The 15,390-nt window shown below is 75.9% G+C and carries 15 protein-coding genes; 6 read left to right on the forward strand and 9 right to left on the reverse strand.

The genetic code is table 11. The features are described 5' to 3' along the window. Positions 1-156: 156 nt before the first annotated feature. A complete protein-coding gene (locus ACFYWL_RS13285) occupies positions 157-1,263 on the reverse strand; it encodes an FAD-dependent monooxygenase (protein WP_386971547.1) in 1,107 nt (368 codons plus the stop codon). A gap of 228 nt (positions 1,264-1,491) precedes the next feature. Here ACFYWL_RS13285 and ACFYWL_RS13290 point away from each other — a divergent pair, with 228 nt between their 5' ends. Beyond that, positions 1,492-2,313 carry an IclR family transcriptional regulator gene (locus ACFYWL_RS13290; RefSeq protein ID WP_386971551.1) on the forward strand — a complete coding sequence of 274 codons (822 nt, stop codon included), beginning with the start codon at positions 1,492-1,494 and terminating at the stop codon, positions 2,311-2,313. A gap of 131 nt (positions 2,314-2,444) precedes the next feature. Beyond that, complete coding sequence (locus tag ACFYWL_RS13295) at positions 2,445-3,563, forward strand: cellulose binding domain-containing protein (RefSeq protein WP_386971554.1); 1,119 nt, start codon at positions 2,445-2,447, stop codon at positions 3,561-3,563. 78 nt (positions 3,564-3,641) lie between these two features. On the opposite strand, the gene ACFYWL_RS13300 is transcribed toward ACFYWL_RS13295, so the two are convergent. Continuing rightward, complete coding sequence (locus ACFYWL_RS13300) at positions 3,642-4,427, reverse strand: aldo/keto reductase (RefSeq protein ID WP_386971557.1); 786 nt, start codon at positions 4,425-4,427, stop codon at positions 3,642-3,644. 102 nt (positions 4,428-4,529) lie between these two features. Between ACFYWL_RS13300 and ACFYWL_RS13305 the strand changes: the two genes are divergently transcribed. After that, positions 4,530-5,594, forward strand: a complete 1,065-nt coding sequence (locus tag ACFYWL_RS13305) for a DNA polymerase ligase N-terminal domain-containing protein (protein WP_386971560.1) — start codon at positions 4,530-4,532, stop codon at positions 5,592-5,594. 31 nt (positions 5,595-5,625) lie between these two features. Continuing rightward, positions 5,626-6,816: a threonine synthase gene (locus ACFYWL_RS13310; protein WP_386971563.1), complete on the forward strand. Its 1,191-nt coding sequence runs from the start codon at positions 5,626-5,628 to the stop codon at positions 6,814-6,816. A 23-nt stretch (positions 6,817-6,839) separates the two neighbouring features. On the opposite strand, the gene ACFYWL_RS13315 is transcribed toward ACFYWL_RS13310, so the two are convergent. The 3 genes from ACFYWL_RS13315 to ACFYWL_RS13325 all read right to left on the reverse strand — a co-directional run bounded on the left by ACFYWL_RS13315 (position 6,840) and on the right by ACFYWL_RS13325 (position 10,340). Continuing rightward, a complete protein-coding gene (locus tag ACFYWL_RS13315) occupies positions 6,840-8,624 on the reverse strand; it encodes a glycoside hydrolase family 15 protein (protein WP_386971565.1) in 1,785 nt (594 codons plus the stop codon). Between the two features lie 119 nt (positions 8,625-8,743). Continuing rightward, positions 8,744-9,136, reverse strand: coding sequence for a cupin domain-containing protein (locus ACFYWL_RS13320; protein WP_386971568.1), 393 nt, complete (start codon positions 9,134-9,136; stop codon positions 8,744-8,746). A 310-nt stretch (positions 9,137-9,446) separates the two neighbouring features. Next, positions 9,447-10,340, reverse strand: a complete 894-nt coding sequence (locus tag ACFYWL_RS13325) for a sulfotransferase domain-containing protein (RefSeq protein ID WP_386971571.1) — start codon at positions 10,338-10,340, stop codon at positions 9,447-9,449. An 87-nt stretch (positions 10,341-10,427) separates the two neighbouring features. Here ACFYWL_RS13325 and ACFYWL_RS13330 point away from each other — a divergent pair, with 87 nt between their 5' ends. Further along, a complete protein-coding gene (locus ACFYWL_RS13330) occupies positions 10,428-11,501 on the forward strand; it encodes a hypothetical protein (RefSeq protein WP_386971574.1) in 1,074 nt (357 codons plus the stop codon). On the opposite strand, the gene ACFYWL_RS13335 is transcribed toward ACFYWL_RS13330, so the two are convergent. Continuing rightward, positions 11,488-11,766: an adhesin gene (locus ACFYWL_RS13335; protein ID WP_386971576.1), complete on the reverse strand. Its 279-nt coding sequence runs from the start codon at positions 11,764-11,766 to the stop codon at positions 11,488-11,490. The two genes, ACFYWL_RS13330 and ACFYWL_RS13335, sit on opposite strands and share 14 nt — an antisense overlap. A gap of 239 nt (positions 11,767-12,005) precedes the next feature. On the opposite strand from ACFYWL_RS13335, the gene ACFYWL_RS13340 reads away from it, so the two are divergent. After that, positions 12,006-12,731 (forward strand): MIP/aquaporin family protein, encoded by a 726-nt coding sequence (locus ACFYWL_RS13340; RefSeq protein WP_386971578.1) that lies wholly within the window; start codon positions 12,006-12,008, stop codon positions 12,729-12,731. 225 nt (positions 12,732-12,956) lie between these two features. Here the strand turns inward: ACFYWL_RS13340 and ACFYWL_RS13345 are convergent, their stop codons facing one another. The 3 genes from ACFYWL_RS13345 to ACFYWL_RS13355 all read right to left on the reverse strand — a co-directional run bounded on the left by ACFYWL_RS13345 (position 12,957) and on the right by ACFYWL_RS13355 (position 15,345). Then, complete coding sequence (locus ACFYWL_RS13345; protein WP_386971580.1) at positions 12,957-13,301, reverse strand: hypothetical protein; 345 nt, start codon at positions 13,299-13,301, stop codon at positions 12,957-12,959. A 120-nt stretch (positions 13,302-13,421) separates the two neighbouring features. Continuing rightward, complete coding sequence (locus ACFYWL_RS13350) at positions 13,422-14,363, reverse strand: hypothetical protein (protein WP_386971582.1); 942 nt, start codon at positions 14,361-14,363, stop codon at positions 13,422-13,424. Between the two features lie 388 nt (positions 14,364-14,751). Further along, on the reverse strand, positions 14,752-15,345 hold the full coding sequence (locus ACFYWL_RS13355) for a pentapeptide repeat-containing protein (protein ID WP_386971584.1): 594 nt from the start codon (positions 15,343-15,345) through the stop codon (positions 14,752-14,754). Positions 15,346-15,390 lie beyond the last annotated feature (45 nt).

Here is a 15,390-nt window from a genome sequence, read left to right on the forward strand (position 1 = left end):
AGGATAGTCCCCGGCAGGTGGGGGTGCCGCGTGGGGTGGCCGGCTACGATCACGCCCCGCCCGGTCGCGCTCGCCCGGCGCGGCCGGCGGCCCCGGGGCCGGGTGGGCCGCGCCGGGGGCCGGCAGTCCGCCCGCCGGGAGCGCCGACGGCCCCGCTCACACCGGCTTGACCAGCAGCCCGTAGTGCGCGCCGAAGATCTCCGCCCCGCGCCGCCGCAGGAACGGGTCGCGCAGGGCCGGCGGCACGTCGCGGGTGCGGTTGCGGTCCCGGGTCCGGTCCCGCACCCACTGGGTACGCGGGCGACGGCGGCTCTCGTACGCGACCAGGGCCGCCTCGACGGTGTCGGTGGTGGTCAGCGACTCGGCCAGCACCACGGCGTCCTCCAGCGCCATGGCGGTGCCCTGGGACAGGGTGGGCGCGGTCGCGTGCGCGGCGTCGCCGACGAGCAGCACCCGCCCCCGGGACCACCGGCCCAGCTCGACCTCCTCGGTGACGCCGACGTGCACCTGCTCCAGCGCGTCGAGCACCTCGGGCACCGGGCCGGCGTACGCGCCGAACAGCTCGGCCAGCCGCGCGAGGGGGTCGGCGGGGGCGGTGACGCCCACCTCGTCGGCGCAGCAGTAGAGCCGGCCGGCCCCGAGCGGCACGACGAGGAAGCCGGCCTGCTGGCCGAGCAGCGCGGTCCACTCGTCGACCGGCGGGCCGCCCCGGACGATGCCCTGGTAGACGACGTGCCCGGCCGGGCGGGGCGCCCCGCCGAGCGCGGCCAGGGCGCGCACGGTCGAGCGGGGACCGTCGGCGCCGATCACCAGGTCGTACTCGGCGGTGACGCCGTCGGCGAAGGTGATGCCGACGGCGGCCGGCAGCAGCTCGATCTCCCGCACCTCGACGCCGTGGCGGACCTCGCCGCCGGCACCGGTGAGCAGCACCCGGTGCAGCTCCGACCAGGGCAGGGCGCGGCATTCGCCGACGTCCGCCCAGAGCGAGCACAGGTCGACCTCGCAGAGCGGGTCGCCGGCGGCGTCGAGGAAGCACTGCCGGCGGATGATCTGCCCGAGGGGGCGCACCGGGCCGTCGAGGTCGAGCCCGCGCAGGGCGCGGGCCGCGTTGCCGGGCAGGTAGAGACCGGTGTCGATGAGGGCCGACGCGGGCAGGCGCTCGGTGACGTCGGGCCGCAGACCCGCCCTCCGCAGTGCCCGGGCCACGGCCAGACCGGCGATGCCCGCGCCGACGACGAGGATGCGCAGGGGGGAGCCACCCATCGTGGTGTACGCCTCCGGGGGGTAGCGGCACGCGTTGGAGGCAAGACACTACTCGGTGCGATCGACCCACGCCAGAGCCGTTCGTCTCGGGCGGGTCACCCCTCGACGGGTTGCGTCGATCGCCGCGGGACGCCCGACGGGCCGGCCGGGCGGGCAGAAAAGTTGTTCCACAGGCCGAACGTGGTTCGAACGGTGGGCCAATCCATCGATGGACGCTAAAGTGTTGGGGTGACGGCGGGCGACGCGCACCGGGCGGTGAAGTCGGCCGGCCGCGCCCTGGACGTGCTGGAGGCGCTCGCGGCGGCCGGCGGCCCGCGCCCGCTTGGCGAGCTGAGCCGGGCGCTCGGCATCCCCAAGAGCAGCCTGCATGCGCTCCTGCGCACCCTGCTGGCCCGGGGCTGGGTGGAGACGGACGACGGCGGCGGCCGGTTCGCGCTCGGCCTGCGAGCCCTTGAGGTCGGTGCGGCATACCTGGGCCGCGACGGGGCGACGGGCCTGCTGGGCGGCGTGCTCGACCGGCTGGCGGCCCGGTTCGCCGAGACCGCGCAGCTGTTCCGGCTCGACGGCGGGTCGGTGGTGCTGTTGGCCCGGCGGGAGTCGCCGCACGCGCTGCGCGCGTACCACCCGGTCGGCTGCCGCCTGCCGGCGCACGCCACGGCGGCGGGCCGGGCGCTGCTCGCGCAGCGGCCGGACGACGCGGTGGACCGGCTGCTGAGCTGGCCGCTGCCGGCCCGGACGGAGAGCACGGCGACCGGGCCGGCGTGGCTGCGCGCCGAGCTGGCGGCGGTGCGCGAGCGAGGCTGGGCGGCGGAGGCGCAGGAGTGCGACCCGGGGCTGGCGGCGGTCGCGGTGGCGGTGCCGCTGCGGCGGCCGGCGACGGAGGCGATCGCGCTCTGCGCGCCGGTCGCCCGGCTGGGGCCGCAGACCCGGGCGCGGATGGCCGCCGCACTGGTCGAGGCAGCCGGGCGGGTGGGCGAGGGACGCCTTCTGCTGGCCGGTGATTCGTGGCCGCCGTTCGACGGGTCGAACGGCGATCCCGCGCCAACTTAACCGCTTCATTTGCGCAACGGTTTCAAACATGTAAATGTGTCGGCGGAGCGTGGGAGCGCTCCCGCACCCACCTCCACACCGCAGCACCCCCGACCCGTCCCGAGCGTTCCGCCGTCGCAGCAAGGAGCATCATGAAGCGTCCACTCCGCGCCCTCGCGGCCGCCGGCCTCCTCGCGGCCGCCTCGATCGTCGCCGTCGCCCTCGGCGGCACCGCCTCCGCCGACACCCAGATCTGCGAGCAGTACGGCTCGACGGTCATCGGCGGCAGGTACGTCGTGCAGAACAACCGCTGGGGCACCACCGCCCAGCAGTGCATCAACGCCACCAGCACGGGCTTCGAGATCACCACCCTCAACGGCAGCAGCCCGACCAACGGCGCGCCCACCGCGTACCCGTCGATCTTCGTCGGCTGCCACTACACGAACTGCTCGCCCGGCACCAACCTGCCGGTGCAGGTCAGCCAGATCAGCAGCGCCCCCGGCAGCATCAACTACCGCTACGTCAGCGGGGCCATCTACAACGCCTCGTACGACATCTGGCTCGACCCGAGCCCGAAGCGGGACGGGGTGAACCAGATGGAGATCATGATCTGGCTCAACCGGCAGGGCCCGATCCAGCCGATCGGCTCCCCCGTGGGCAACGCCAACATCGCCGGACGCACCTGGGAGGTCTGGCGCGGCAACAACGGCGGCAACAACGTGATCTCCTACGTCGCGTCGTCGGCGATCCCCAGCCTGAGCTTCGACGTGCTGCACTTCATCAACGACACGCGCAACCGCGGGGCGATCACCAACTCCTGGTACCTGACCAGCATCCAGGCCGGCTTCGAGCCCTGGCAGGGCGGCGCCGGGCTGGCCGTGACGAACTTCTCGCAGAGCGTCAACACCGGCGGCACCCCGCCCACCACCAACCCGACCCCGCCTCCGGGCGTCGGCGGCTGCGCGGTGAAGTACACGGCGAACTCGTGGAACAACGGCTTCACCGCCGACGTGCAGATCACCAACACGGGCACGGCGACGCTCAACGGCTGGACGCTGAACTACAACCTGCCGGGCGGCCAGCAGATCACCAGCTCGTGGAACGCCACCGTGTCCCAGAGCGGCTCGGCCGTGACGGCCCGCAACATCAGCCACAACGGCACGCTCGCCCCGGGCGGCACGGCCACCTTCGGCTACCAGGGCACGCTGAGCGGCGCGTACTCGTCGCCGAGCAGCTTCACCCTCAACGGCATGACCTGCACCCGCTCCTAGCCACCGCACGCACGGCGGGGGCGGCCCGGTCCCGGGCCGCCCCCGCGCCGCGGGTCGAGCCCCGCCGCCGCGTGGACGTCAGCCGCCGAGGGCGTCGATGTCGCGCATCTCCTCGGCGGTCAGCGAGAAGCCCCAGATGTCGGCGTTGGCGCGGATCCGCTCCGGGGTGACCGACTTCGGGATCACCACGATCCCGTGGTCGACGTGCCAGCGCAGCACCACCTGGGCCGGCGACACGTCGTGCGCGGCGGCGATCCGGGTCAGCACCGGGTCGGACAGGTCGGTGGTCTTGAACGGGCTGTAGCCCTCCAGCACCACGCCCCGGTCCCGGTGCTCGGCGTGCCGCCGCCGGTCGTACAGCGAAGGGCCCCAGCGGATCTGGTTGACCGCCGGGACCTCCCCGGTGGCCTGGATCAGCTCGTCGAGCTGCGCGGTGCCGTAGTTGCTCACCCCGACGGCGCGGGTCAGGCCCTCGTCCCGCGCGGCGATCAGCTCCCGCCACACCGGGATGCTGTCCGACGCCGCCGACGGCGGCCAGTGGACCAGCCAGAGGTCGACGTGGTCGAGGCCGAGGGCGCGCAGGCTGGACTCGATCGTCTCGCGCTCGCGACCCACCCGGTCGGGCGGCAGCTTCGTGGTGACGAAGACGTCCTCCCGGCGCAGGCCGCTGTCGCGGACCGCCCGGCCCACCTCCGCCTCGTTGCCGTACATGGTGGCGGTGTCGACGTGCCGGTAGCCGGCGTCGAGGGCCGCGAGCACCGCCGCGTGCCCGGCCTCGCCGGTGGCCTGCCAGGTGCCGAAGCCGAGCAGCGGCATCCGCACGTCGCCGGGGAGCAGGGCCGTGGGCTGGTCGAGGGTGTCCATGGCCGCTGTCGTACCCCTGATCGCGCCGGCCATGCCCGCCGCGGCACGCGCGGTGTCCCGCACCGGCCTGCGCGCCCGCCCGGTCCGACGGAGAATGCGGGGGTGGCCGACCGCCTGGAGGAGTACCGCCGCCGGCGGGACGCGAAGCGGACCCCCGAGCCGGTGCCGCAGCGTCCCCCGCGCCGCCGGGGCGGCGGCGACGGGCGGCGGGCCCGGTTCGTGATCCAGCAGCACCACGCCCGCCGGCTGCACTGGGACCTGCGGCTGGAGCACGAGGGCGTGCTCGCCTCCTGGGCGGTGCCGCGCGGCCTGCCCCGGGAGCCGGGCCGCAACCACCTGGCCGTGCACACCGAGGACCACCCGATGGAATACCTCGACTTCCACGGCGAGATCCCGGCCGGCGAGTACGGCGGCGGCAAGATGATCATCCACGACGCCGGGACGTACCGCAGCGAGAAGTGGCGCGACGACGAGGTGGTCGTCGTGCTCGACGGGCGGCGCACCAGCGGCCGGTACGTGCTGTTCGCCACGGGCGGGCGGGACTGGCTGGTCCGCCGCACCGACCCCGCGCCGCCGGGCTGGAGCAGCATGCCCGAGCTGGTCCGCCCCATGCGCCCCACCCGGGCCGCCGGGCTCCCGCGCGACGCCGCCGAGTGGGGGTACGAGCCCCGCTGGGACGGCGTGCGGGCGGCGGCGTACGTCTCCGGCGGCCGGCTGCGGCTGCGCGACGACTCGGGCGCGGACGTCGCCGGGGCGTACCCGTGGCTGCGGGAGCTGGCCGAGGAGCTGGCGCCGACGGAGGCGGTCCTCGACGGCGTGCTGGTCGACATCGACCGGCGCGGGCGGGTCCGGCCGGCTCGGCCCGGCGGCGGCCGGCGCTCCGACCCGGCGGGCCAGTACCTGCTGTTCGACCTGCTCTGGCTGGAGGGCGCGCCGAGCGCCGAGCTGCCGTACGCGCGCCGCCGCGAACTGCTCGACGGCCTGGCCCTGGTCGGCGCGCGCTGGCAGACCCCGCCGTGGTTTCCCGGCGCCGGGGTCGAGGCCCTGCGGGCGGCCCGCGAGCAGGGGCTGCCCGGGGTGGTGGCCAAGCGCCTGGACTCGGCCTACGAGCCGGGGCGGCGCAGCCGGCGCTGGCTGAGCATCGACGTCACCACCGAGGCGACGTGAGCGCCGCGGGCCGACAGCGGGAGAACGCATCGTGTACCTGACGCACCTGGAGTGCCCGCGCTGCGGGCGGGCGCACCCGGCCACGGAGCCGCAGAACCTGTGCGCCTGCGGCTCGCCCCTGCTGGCCCGCTACGACCTCGCGGCCGTGGCCGCCGCGGTCACCCCGGAGCGGTTCACGCTGCGCCCGGCCGACCTGTGGCGCTACCGGGAGCTGCTGCCCGTGGCCGACCCCCGGCACGTCACCACGCTGGGCGAGGGCTGGACGCCGCTGCTGCGCGCCCCGACGTACGGGGCCCGGATCGGCATCCCCGACCTGATCGTGAAGGACGAGGGGCTCACCCCGACCGGGTCGTTCAAGGCGCGCGGCGCGGCGGTCGGCGTGAGCCGGGCCCGGGAGCTGGGCGTACGGCGGGTCGCCCTGCCCACCAACGGCAACGCGGGCGCGGCCTGGGCGACGTACGCGGCCCGCGCCGGCCTCGCGTCGACCATCGTGATGCCGCTGGACGCGCCGGCCATCTGCCGGCGGGAGGTGCTGGCCGCCGGGGGCGACCTGCGGCTGGTCGACGGGCTGATCGGCGACGCCGGCCGGCACGTGGCCGCGCTCGTGGCGTCGGCCGGCGGCGCGGTCTTCGACGCCGGCACGTTGCGCGAGCCCTACCGGCTGGAGGGCAAGAAGACCATGGGGTACGAGATCGTCGAGCAGCTCGGCTGGCAGGTGCCGGACGTGATCGTCTACCCGACGGGCGGCGGGGTGGGGCTGATCGGCATCCACAAGGCGATGCAGGAGCTGCACGGGCTGGGCTGGATCACCGACCGGCCGCCCCGGCTGGTGGCCGTGCAGTCGACCGGCTGCGCGCCGATCGTGCGCGCCTTCGCCGCCGGGGAGGATCGGGCACGGCCGTGGGCCGACGCGCGCACCGTCGCGTACGGCATCACCGTGCCGGCGCCGCTCGGCGACGAGCTGATCCTCGGCGCGCTGCGGGCCAGCGCCGGCACCGCGATCGCGGTGGACGACGCGGAGCTGCTGGCCGACCTGCGGCGTTTCGGCGTCGACGAGGGGCTGCTGCTCTGCCCGGAGGGGGCGGCCTGCCTGACCGCCGCCCGGCACCTGCGCGAGGGCGGCTGGATCCGGGCCGGGGAGCGGGTGGTGGTGCTCAACACGGGCGCCGGGCTGAAGTACCCGGAGACGGTGGACGTCTCGGCGGCCCCGGTCGTGGCCTGACCGGCCGGGCGCAGCGCGCCGGGTCAGGTCGTGGCCGGGTCGGTCAGCCGCCACGCGGCGTTGACCAGCCCGATGTGCGACAGCGCCTGCGGCGTGTTGCCGAGGTGGGCGCCGGTGCCCGGGTCGATCTGCTCGGGCAGCAGCCCCACGTCGTTGGCGTGCCCGAGAACCCGCTCGAACAACCGCCGGGCCCGAGCCCGCTCGCCGGCCAGCACCAGGCACTCCACCAGCCAGAACGAGCACAGCAGGAAGCCGGCGGGGTCGGCGGACCAGCGCCGCACCAGGCCGTTGCCGGCGCCCAGCCCGCGCTCGACCGCCTCGATCGTGGCGCGCATCCGGGGATCGGTCGCGTCGACGAAGCGCACCACCGGCAGCAGCAGCACCGAGGCGTCCAGCTCCGGCGAGCCGAAGGCTCCCGTGTACGCGCCGACCCGCTCGTTCCAGCCCTCCCGGAGCACGGTCGCGCGGATCTCGTCGCGGGTCGCCGCCCAGCGGCGCGGGTCGGCCCGCCCGCCGAGCCGTGGGGCCAGCGCCACCGCCTGGTCCAGCGCCACCCAGCAGAGCACCTTGGACGACAGGTAGTGCCGGTCCGCGTCCCGGGTCTCCCACATCCCCCGGTCCGGCAGCCGCCACGTCGCGGCCACCTGGTCGGCGAGGCCGACCACCATCTCCGCCAGCTCGCCGGCGAGCGGGTCACCGAGCTGTTCGTGCAGCCGCCAGACCGCCGAGATCACCTCGCCCGGCACGTCGAGCTGCCGCTGCCGCCAGGCGTCGTTGCCGACGCGGACGGGCCGGCTGTCGGCGTATCCCCGCAGGTGGGTGCAGTCGTGCTCGGAGAGGTCCCGCTCACCCTCCAGCCCGAACAGCACGGGCACCGGCGCGTCGCCGACGCGGCCGATCGAGCGGGCCACCCAGGCGAACAGCCGGGACGCCTCCTCCGGGCAGGCCGCCACCCAGAGGGCGCGCATCGTCGCCGCGAAGTCGCGCAGCCAGGAGAACCGGTAGTCGTAGTTGCGGTCGCCGCCGATGCGTTCCGGCAACGACGTGGTCAGGGCCGCGGCGACCGCGCCGCTGCGGGCGTACGTGAGGCCGGTGAGCACCACCGCGCTGTGCCGGACCTGCGGGGCGTACTCGCCGTCGTAGTGGTGGGACTCGCGGAACGCCTGCCATGCCCGGGTCGTGTCGGCAAGCGCGGCGACCGGGTCGAGGCGCACCGGCGGGTCGCCGTACGCCGGGGCGTACGCGAGGGTGAAGCCGAAGGTTTGACCGGCCTCGACCGCGAATTCCTGCCGGGCCCGGTCGCGGTCCGCGCGCAGGGCGGGCCCGGTGCCGGCCAGCACCAGCACCGTCGGGCCGGCGGCGGCCAGCACGCTGCCGTCGGCCTGCTCGTGCAGGTACGGCGTGAGCAGGCCGTGCTCCGGCCGCGGGGCGAGGTCCAGGCCCATCCGGACCCGACCGGTGAGCCCCTCGACGACCCGCAGCAGCACGGCCGGGGAGTTCATGCCCAGTTGGTGGCCCCGCGCGCCGGCCTCGGCGGCGAGCGCGTCGGTGACCGCGACGCTGCCGGAGGGGGTGTGGTGGACGGTGCGCAGCACCAGCGTGTCCGGCCGGTACGCCCGCTCGACCCGCGACGGCGCGAGCGGGGCGAGCCGCCAGTGCCCGGCCGCCGGGTCCAGCACCCGGGCGAGGACGGCGGAGCCGTCGAACCGGTCCGGGCACCACCAGTCGACCGAGCCGTCCCGGCCCACCAGCGCACCGGAGCGGCAGTCGGACAGGAACGCGTAGTCGGAGATGGGCGGCTGTTCCACCCGGCCGGGGTACCCGCGCCGGGCCGGATCAGGCGGCGGAACCGGATCAGGCGGCCGGCGCGGACGGGGCGGCGGGGCCGGCCCGGCGTGCGGGCGGCCCGGCCCTCCCCCGGCGGGGCTCAGGAGGTGGGCGGCTCGTCCTCGCCGGCCGCCTCCGCCGCGTCGGCCTCCTCCTTGGTGTGGTGGACGGCCTGGTCGGCGTGCTCGGGTGGGCCGTAGACGGTGTAGAGCACCAGCGGGTTGGGTCCGGTGTTGACGAAGTTGTGCTTCGTGCCGGCCGGCACCACCACCAGGTCGCCCTGGGCGACCTCCTTCTTCTCCCCGGCGACCCGGGCCTCGCCGGTGCCGCTGACGAAGGTGAGGATCTGGTCGATGCCCTCGTGGACCTCCTCGCCGATCTCGCCGCCCGGCGGGATCGTCATGATCACCAGTTGGGTGTGCCCGCCGGTCCACAGCACCCGCCGGAAGTCCGGGCTCTTCTCGGCGACGGTCGCGATCGTGAAATGCTCCATGGCCCGCACATACCCGGTTCCGCCCCGCGTCACGCCGGGAACGACGGATCGTGGACTTTCCCACTGATCCGAGGTTTGGACCCGGCCGGACGGGGCATCGACTCCTCGACCGACGCACCCGGTCGGTCGAGCCAGGTCCCCGCCGGCGTACCGCCGTAGGGCTGCGGTGGCGGGAGACGGCCGGAGCGCGGCGACGTTACGACCCCCGGGTCGCGGCGGCGCCGTGCGCTCCTGCCCGGGGCCGGCGGCCGGACGCACGGCGCGCCGGCCCGCGCCCGCCGACCGGCCCGCGCCCGCCGACCGGCCCGGCTCAACGGTCGCGGTGCAGCCAGGCCAGCAGGTCCGGCGGGGCGAGGGCGGCGGTCCGCGCCCGGTAGCGGGCCAGCGTCGCCTCGTCGAGCAGCTCCCGCCCCTGCCCGGAACGGCCACGCCGGAAGAAGGCGTTGCGGTCCTTCAGCACCCCCGCCGGATCCGGCACCAGCAGGTCCGCCCGCTCGCGCATCCGGTCGAAGGTGGCCGCCTCGACCAGCTCCGGCCAGCGCGCCTCGGGCACCTCGACGCCGAGCCGCCCGGCCAGGGCGCGCATCTGCCCCGCCAGGTCGGCCACCAGGTCGTCGTAGTGCACGAGGGTCACGTTGGGCCGGTCGCGGCGGCCCCAGGCGTCGCCCAGGTGCCACAACACCCCCTGGAGCGAGTCCAGCTCCGCGCGCGGGTCGACCTCGCGGTCCACCCAGCGCCGCAACGACTCCACCAACGGGGTACGCGGGGCGCGCGGCCCCGTCGGGGCGGGCCGGCCGGTCAGCTCCGCCAGCCGCGCCCGGTCGAGGTTGCCGCTCTGGTGCCAGAGCGAGACCGCCATGTCCAGCGGGTGCCGGGCCACCACCACGTAGTGCGCCCGGTCGTCCAGGGGCACCCCGTCGAGCGGGGTGTGGGTCTTGACGAACCGGCGGTGCGGCTGGGCGGCGAGCCGGGCGTACACCTCGTCGCGGGGCTCGGCCAGCCAGTCCAGCCAGGGCGAGAGCCGCGACAGCGGGGCCGGCGGGTCGGGCGCGCCGAACACCAGCAGGGCGCAGATCATCTGCATCCAGGTGGTGCCGCTCTTGGACCGGGTGCTGATGACGATGTCGCCGTCGCGGAACGGGAATCCGGCCCAGCGGGCGCTGTCCTCTTCGGACGATCGGTAACGGAAGGGCACGTCGGGCATCCGGGGATCGTACGAGCGCCCCTGGCCGGACGCCCGGCATTTGTCGCAGGCCCTGTGGCGGGCGCCGACGCCTCGCTACATTGAAGTATGGCGTCCGCCCACGGGGGCCGGGCGGCGGAACCGGTCTACCATCCCATTCTCGCCTGCCGCCGCGGCGAGCTGGAGGCGCTCCGCCACCTCGACAGCGCCGCGACCGCCCTGATCGCCCCGGTCCTCGACGTGTCCATCGTGGACCGCGCCCTCGCGGAGGCGTTCGCCCGGCTCCCGCCCGGGCTGCTGCCGGTGGTCGACGTGACCGCCCTGCCCGACGGGCCCGACGCCGAGCTGGCCCGGTGGAACGTGCCGCTGGTGCCGGCGGCCGGGCTCGCGGACAGCGACGCGCGGCTGGCCGCGCACGGCGTGGCGGCCCGGGCGTACGCCGGGAGGTTGGTGGTGCGGCTGCGGGCCCGCAGCGACCGGTCCGGCCCGGACGCGACGACGGCCGCGGTGGAACGGATCTGGCGGCTCACCCGGCTCGTGCCCGAGCAGTGCGAACTCCTCGTCGACGCCGGGGACGTCTGCTGCCCGGCGGACGTGCGGCTGGCCGAGCCGCGCGTCCGGCGGCTCGTGGACTGGGCGCGGCGGCACGCCTGGCGGACGGTGACGGTGGCGGCCGGTGGACTGCCACCGACGTTGTCCGGATTCCCCACCGACGAGCCGGTCCGGCTCGAACGCTGGGACTGGCTGCTCTGGCGTCGGCTGGCCGACCTCGGCGTCCGGTACGGCGACTACGCGGTCGGCTGCGCGGTGCCCGGCGGCGAGGCGCCCTCCGACCGCCTGCCCACGGTCCGCTACGCCACCGACCACGCATGGTGGCTCTACCGCTGGTCGCGGCGGGGCGGCCGGGGCGACGAGCGGGTGGCCGACCTGTGCCGGACGCTGGTGTCGGCGGCGCACTGGCCGGCGGCCGGGGCGGCCTTCTCGTGGGGAGACCACGAGATCCTGCGTCGGGCCCGGCGGGTGGCCGGGGCCGGCTCGACGACGAACTGGGCGGCCTGGAGCACCTCGCACCACCTGGCCCACGTGCTGCACCAGCTCCGGCACGGCGGCGAACGCCACCCCACCGCACGGCCCGCCCGCGCGACGGGCCGGCGCGGCGAGGGGCCCGCTACTTTTCGGTGAAGCCGAACTGCACGACCCCCTCGTCGTCCACGGTGGCGTCGACCGAGGTGTCGGTGAGCAGGTCGGCGGCGTCGGAGTCGAGGAAGATCCGGGCGCCCTGGTGGTCGACCACCTGGTCGCCCTGCACGGGCTCGGGCACCAGCTCGATGCTGAGCGAGCCCGCGTCGGCGTCGGCGGCGATGCGCAGGCCGCCGCCCTCGGCGACGTCCTCCTGGGCGGCCAGGTCGCGGATCACCAGCACGGCGTTGTCGGTCATGGTGAGCATGGGGCACTCCTCGTGGATTCTCGGTCGCTGTCGGTGCAGACCGGGCTCAGCCCGCGGACGATCACACGGGGGAGCTCGGGTGACGGCAGGGCCGTCACCGGGCGGAACGGGGCTGCTCGGAACGCGCCCCTGCACCCACCGTGCCCGCTGCGGTCGCATCCGTCAAATGGAACGAGTTCGATCAGACCGTGCGGCCGAACCGGCTCCGAGCTGCCCGGATGCTCCCTACGCTGGAGCACATGGACGACGCGAGGCGGTACGCGGCCGAATTCGTCGGCACCCTGCTGCTGGTCTTCTTCGGCGTGGGCAGCGCGGTCTTCGCCCGCGTCCAGGGCGGCGTGGTGGTGGTCGCGCTGACCTTCGGCTTCATCGTGCTGGCGCTGGTCTACACCATCGGCCCGCTCTCGGGCTGCCACGTCAACCCGGCGGTGACCCTGGGGGTGCTGCTGTCGGGAAAGATCTCCCCGGTCGGCGCGGTGGCGTACTGGATCACGCAGTTCGCCGGGGCCACGGTGGCCGCCCTGCTCCTGTGGGGGCTGACCCGGTGGGGCGGCGTGGTGGACCAGACCGGCGCGCTCGGCGCCAACGGCTACGGCGCGCACATCAACCTGGGCGGCACGGCGGTGCTGGAGACGGTGCTGACCTTCCTGTTCGTCCTCGTCGTGCTGGTGGTGACCAGCCGGGCCGAGCATGCCGGGTTCGCGGGGCTGGCGATCGGGCTGGCCCTCGCGGCCTGCATCGCCGTCGGCCTGACCCTCGACGGCGCCTCGGTCAACCCGGCCCGGTCGTTCGGCCCGGCGGTGTTCGAGGGCGGCGCGGCCCTGCGGCAGCTCTGGGTGTTCGTCGTCTTCCCGCTGCTCGGCGCCGCGCTGGCCGCCCTCGCGGCCCCGCTCGTCGTGCGCCGCAACCCGCACTACCGCGCCGAACCGGAGGAGCCCACCGGCCCCGCGGCCAGCACCGCCTGACGCGGCCGGCGGGCGCGCCCGAACCCCGACCACCTGCCGATTCGGCACTAACCTTCGCCCGATGGGGTTGGCCGGCAGAATCCTCCATGGCAGCATCAGCGCATGCAGCGTTGCGCCACGGGCCCCGAGCGGGTGCAGGCGTCACCTGTCGGAACGGCCCGGGCCCCTTCCGGGTGCGGAGGAAGGGGCCCGGGCCCACGGGCGTCCGACGGGTCGGCGGACGCGTCAGGCACCCGGCCGGTCCGGCGGGCGGACCGTGGCGGCCGGGTCGCCGCGCTCGATCAGCAGGTCTATCTCGGCGGCCCGCAGGCCGCGCAGGGCGAGCACCCGCCGGCCCCAGCGGTGCAGCCGGCAGGGGTGCGGGCTGGCGTCGTTACGGCAGACCGTGCCGCCGGACCAGCGTCGGGGCGCGTGCACCACGACCGCCCGCACCGCGAACTGGGCGTCCTCCCCCGTGACGTACGGCGGCAGCGGAATGTCCCACAGCCCGTCCCCGGACTCCTCGCGGGCAGCGGGAACGGCGGCGGCACGGGCGGCACGGGCGGCGGCGCGGGCGGCGGTGCTGCTCATCGGGCAAGCCTCCACAAAGGACGGACGGACCAGGTCAGCGGACAACCTACGACCGTCGAGAGGCGGCACGACGGACAAACTGTCCCGACCCGCGGCAGGCCCCGACCGCCCGGAACCGGCTCAGCGCAGCGCCACGGCCTGCAGGTTGACGTTGCCGCACCCGCCGAAGGTGGCCTCGACCGTCCAGGTGAGCAGCAGCTTCTCCCCCTTCGGGGCCCGGAACCGCACGGTGAACTCGACGGTGTGCGTGGTGTGCGGGTCCTCCAGCCGGCGGACCGTGGTGGCGCCACCGGTGGACAGCCGCGCCTCCAGCCGGCCCCGCGCCATCCACAGGCCGGCGTACAGGCGCACGGTGCGGGCCTCGCCCCCGCCGTTCACGGCGAGCGCGAAGCCGCTGCCGACGCCGCAGGCGGAGACGCCGGTCGTCGTCGCCGTGGACGACGTCACGGGGGAACCGTCGCGCCAACTGAACGTCTCCGGGCTGACGTCGTGGCCGACCCGGTCGCCGTGGCCGCCCTCGTCGGCGATCTCCCCCGAGCCGCCGCGCTTGCGGACCGTCGAGCCGGCGCCCCGCAGTCCCCAGTGGACCCAGTCCCGGGCGCCCGCCGCGGTCAGGTCGACATCGGCCGGCACGTCGGCCTGGGCGACGTCGAGCTGGACCGCCGCCGGCTGCGGCGCCACCGGGCTCGACGGCGACGGCGGCGGGGCGGTCGGGGTCCGCTGCCGGGGGCGCAGGCCGGGCGTGGCCGCGTCGGCCGGCGAGCCCGGCCGGTCCACCACCGGGAACCCGCCGCTGGGCCGGCCGGCGGGGGCCGGCAGCACCGCCTCGTCGTCCGGCCCGGCGACCGGATCGTCCGGGGCGGCGGCGTACGCCCCGAGGGCGACGAGACAGGCGAGCACCACCAGGCCCTCGACCGCCCACCGCCGGCGCTGCCGGGCCCGCGCCAGCCGGCGCTGCTCCAAGCGCGTCCGGCAGTCGGCCAGTTCCCCGGCCCGGTGCAGCGGGCCGGTCGTCCCCCGCCCACCAGGGCCGACGTCCCGCGTGAGGTCTTCCTGCGCCACCTGGCCTCCACTCCCCACCCGGTGTCCCGGTCCCGGCGACCGCCGCGCACCGGCGTGAGCCGTATCACGTTGGCACCACCCCCGGCCCGACGCCAGGGGTGTCCCGCCGGGCGTTTCCACTTCGTTACCGTCCGGTAGGGAACCGGCGCGCGACCAGCCCACCGGCGACCGGGCGGGCTGCGCCACGGCACCGGCTCGCCGGACGGGCGCGGGAACGTCGGCGGGGGTCAGCCGGGCGGGCGCCGACGTCGCGGCGAGACAGGCAGGGCGCACCGCGACGCGCCGAGGCGGTGGTGCGCCGCCGGCTGCGCTGAGCGTACTGGAGGTCACGTTAAGCGCGAAAGCGGCGAAGTCCACGAACCGGGGCGGGCCCCGGCCGGGCAGCCGGTCAGCCCACCTGGAAGCCGAGGGCCCGCGCCAGCAGCACCGCCTGCTCGGCGTCGATCAGCGCGCCGGCCCGCTGCACCGTCGTCGGATCCAGCGCCGACAGGTCGCTGCCCCGCAGGTCGGCGCGCAGCAGGCGGGCGCCGTGCAGCTGGGCGCCGGAGAGGTCGACGCCGGTGACCGTGGCGGCGGTCAGGTCGACGCCGGTCAGGTCGGCCTCGCGCATCCGGACGTCGGTCAGGCGCACCCCGCGCAGGTCTGCGCCGGGCAGCGCCACGAACGACCAGTCGCCGCCGTCGACCCGCAACGGCCGCAGGTCGCACTGCTCGAAGCTGCTGCCGACCAGCTTGCAGCCGGTGAACTCGGCCTCGAACAGGTTGCACCGCTTGAAGACGCAGCGGGTGAAGGCCGAGTCGGCGTGGCGGGAGGCGTTGAACGCCACGTTGCCGAAGACGCACTCGGTGAAGACCGCGCCCCGGCTGACCGCCTCGGTCAGGTCGACGTGAAAGAACTCGCAGCGCACGAAGCACCGGTCGGCCAGGTCCTCGGCGTACCAGTCGTCGTGGCGGAAGGTCGCGTCCTCGGTGGGCTCCGGCACCCGGCCAGCCTAACGGCGGCCACCGACGTCTTCCGCGCACCGCGT

The organism is Micromonospora sp. NPDC002575 (assembly GCF_042889525.1).
In the GTDB taxonomy this organism is placed as follows: Bacteria; Actinomycetota; Actinomycetes; order Mycobacteriales; family Micromonosporaceae; genus Micromonospora; species Micromonospora carbonacea.

Bases quoted from the DNA above. Each gene is read 5' to 3' on its own strand.
- ACFYWL_RS13335 (WP_386971576.1), bottom strand. From the start codon at position 11,766: ATGCTCACCATGACCGACAACGCCGTGCTGGTGATCCGCGACCTGGCC.
- ACFYWL_RS13320 (WP_386971568.1), bottom strand. From the start codon at position 9,136: ATGGAGCATTTCACGATCGCGACCGTCGCCGAGAAGAGCCCGGACTTC.
- ACFYWL_RS13325 (WP_386971571.1), bottom strand. From the start codon at position 10,340: ATGCCCGACGTGCCCTTCCGTTACCGATCGTCCGAAGAGGACAGCGCC.
- ACFYWL_RS13340 (WP_386971578.1), top strand. From the start codon at position 12,006: ATGGACGACGCGAGGCGGTACGCGGCCGAATTCGTCGGCACCCTGCTG.
- ACFYWL_RS13345 (WP_386971580.1), bottom strand. From the start codon at position 13,301: ATGAGCAGCACCGCCGCCCGCGCCGCCGCCCGTGCCGCCCGTGCCGCC.
- ACFYWL_RS13330 (WP_386971574.1), top strand. From the start codon at position 10,428: ATGGCGTCCGCCCACGGGGGCCGGGCGGCGGAACCGGTCTACCATCCC.
- ACFYWL_RS13300 (WP_386971557.1), bottom strand. From the start codon at position 4,427: ATGGACACCCTCGACCAGCCCACGGCCCTGCTCCCCGGCGACGTGCGG.
- ACFYWL_RS13295 (WP_386971554.1), top strand. From the start codon at position 2,445: ATGAAGCGTCCACTCCGCGCCCTCGCGGCCGCCGGCCTCCTCGCGGCC.
- ACFYWL_RS13285 (WP_386971547.1), bottom strand. From the start codon at position 1,263: ATGGGTGGCTCCCCCCTGCGCATCCTCGTCGTCGGCGCGGGCATCGCC.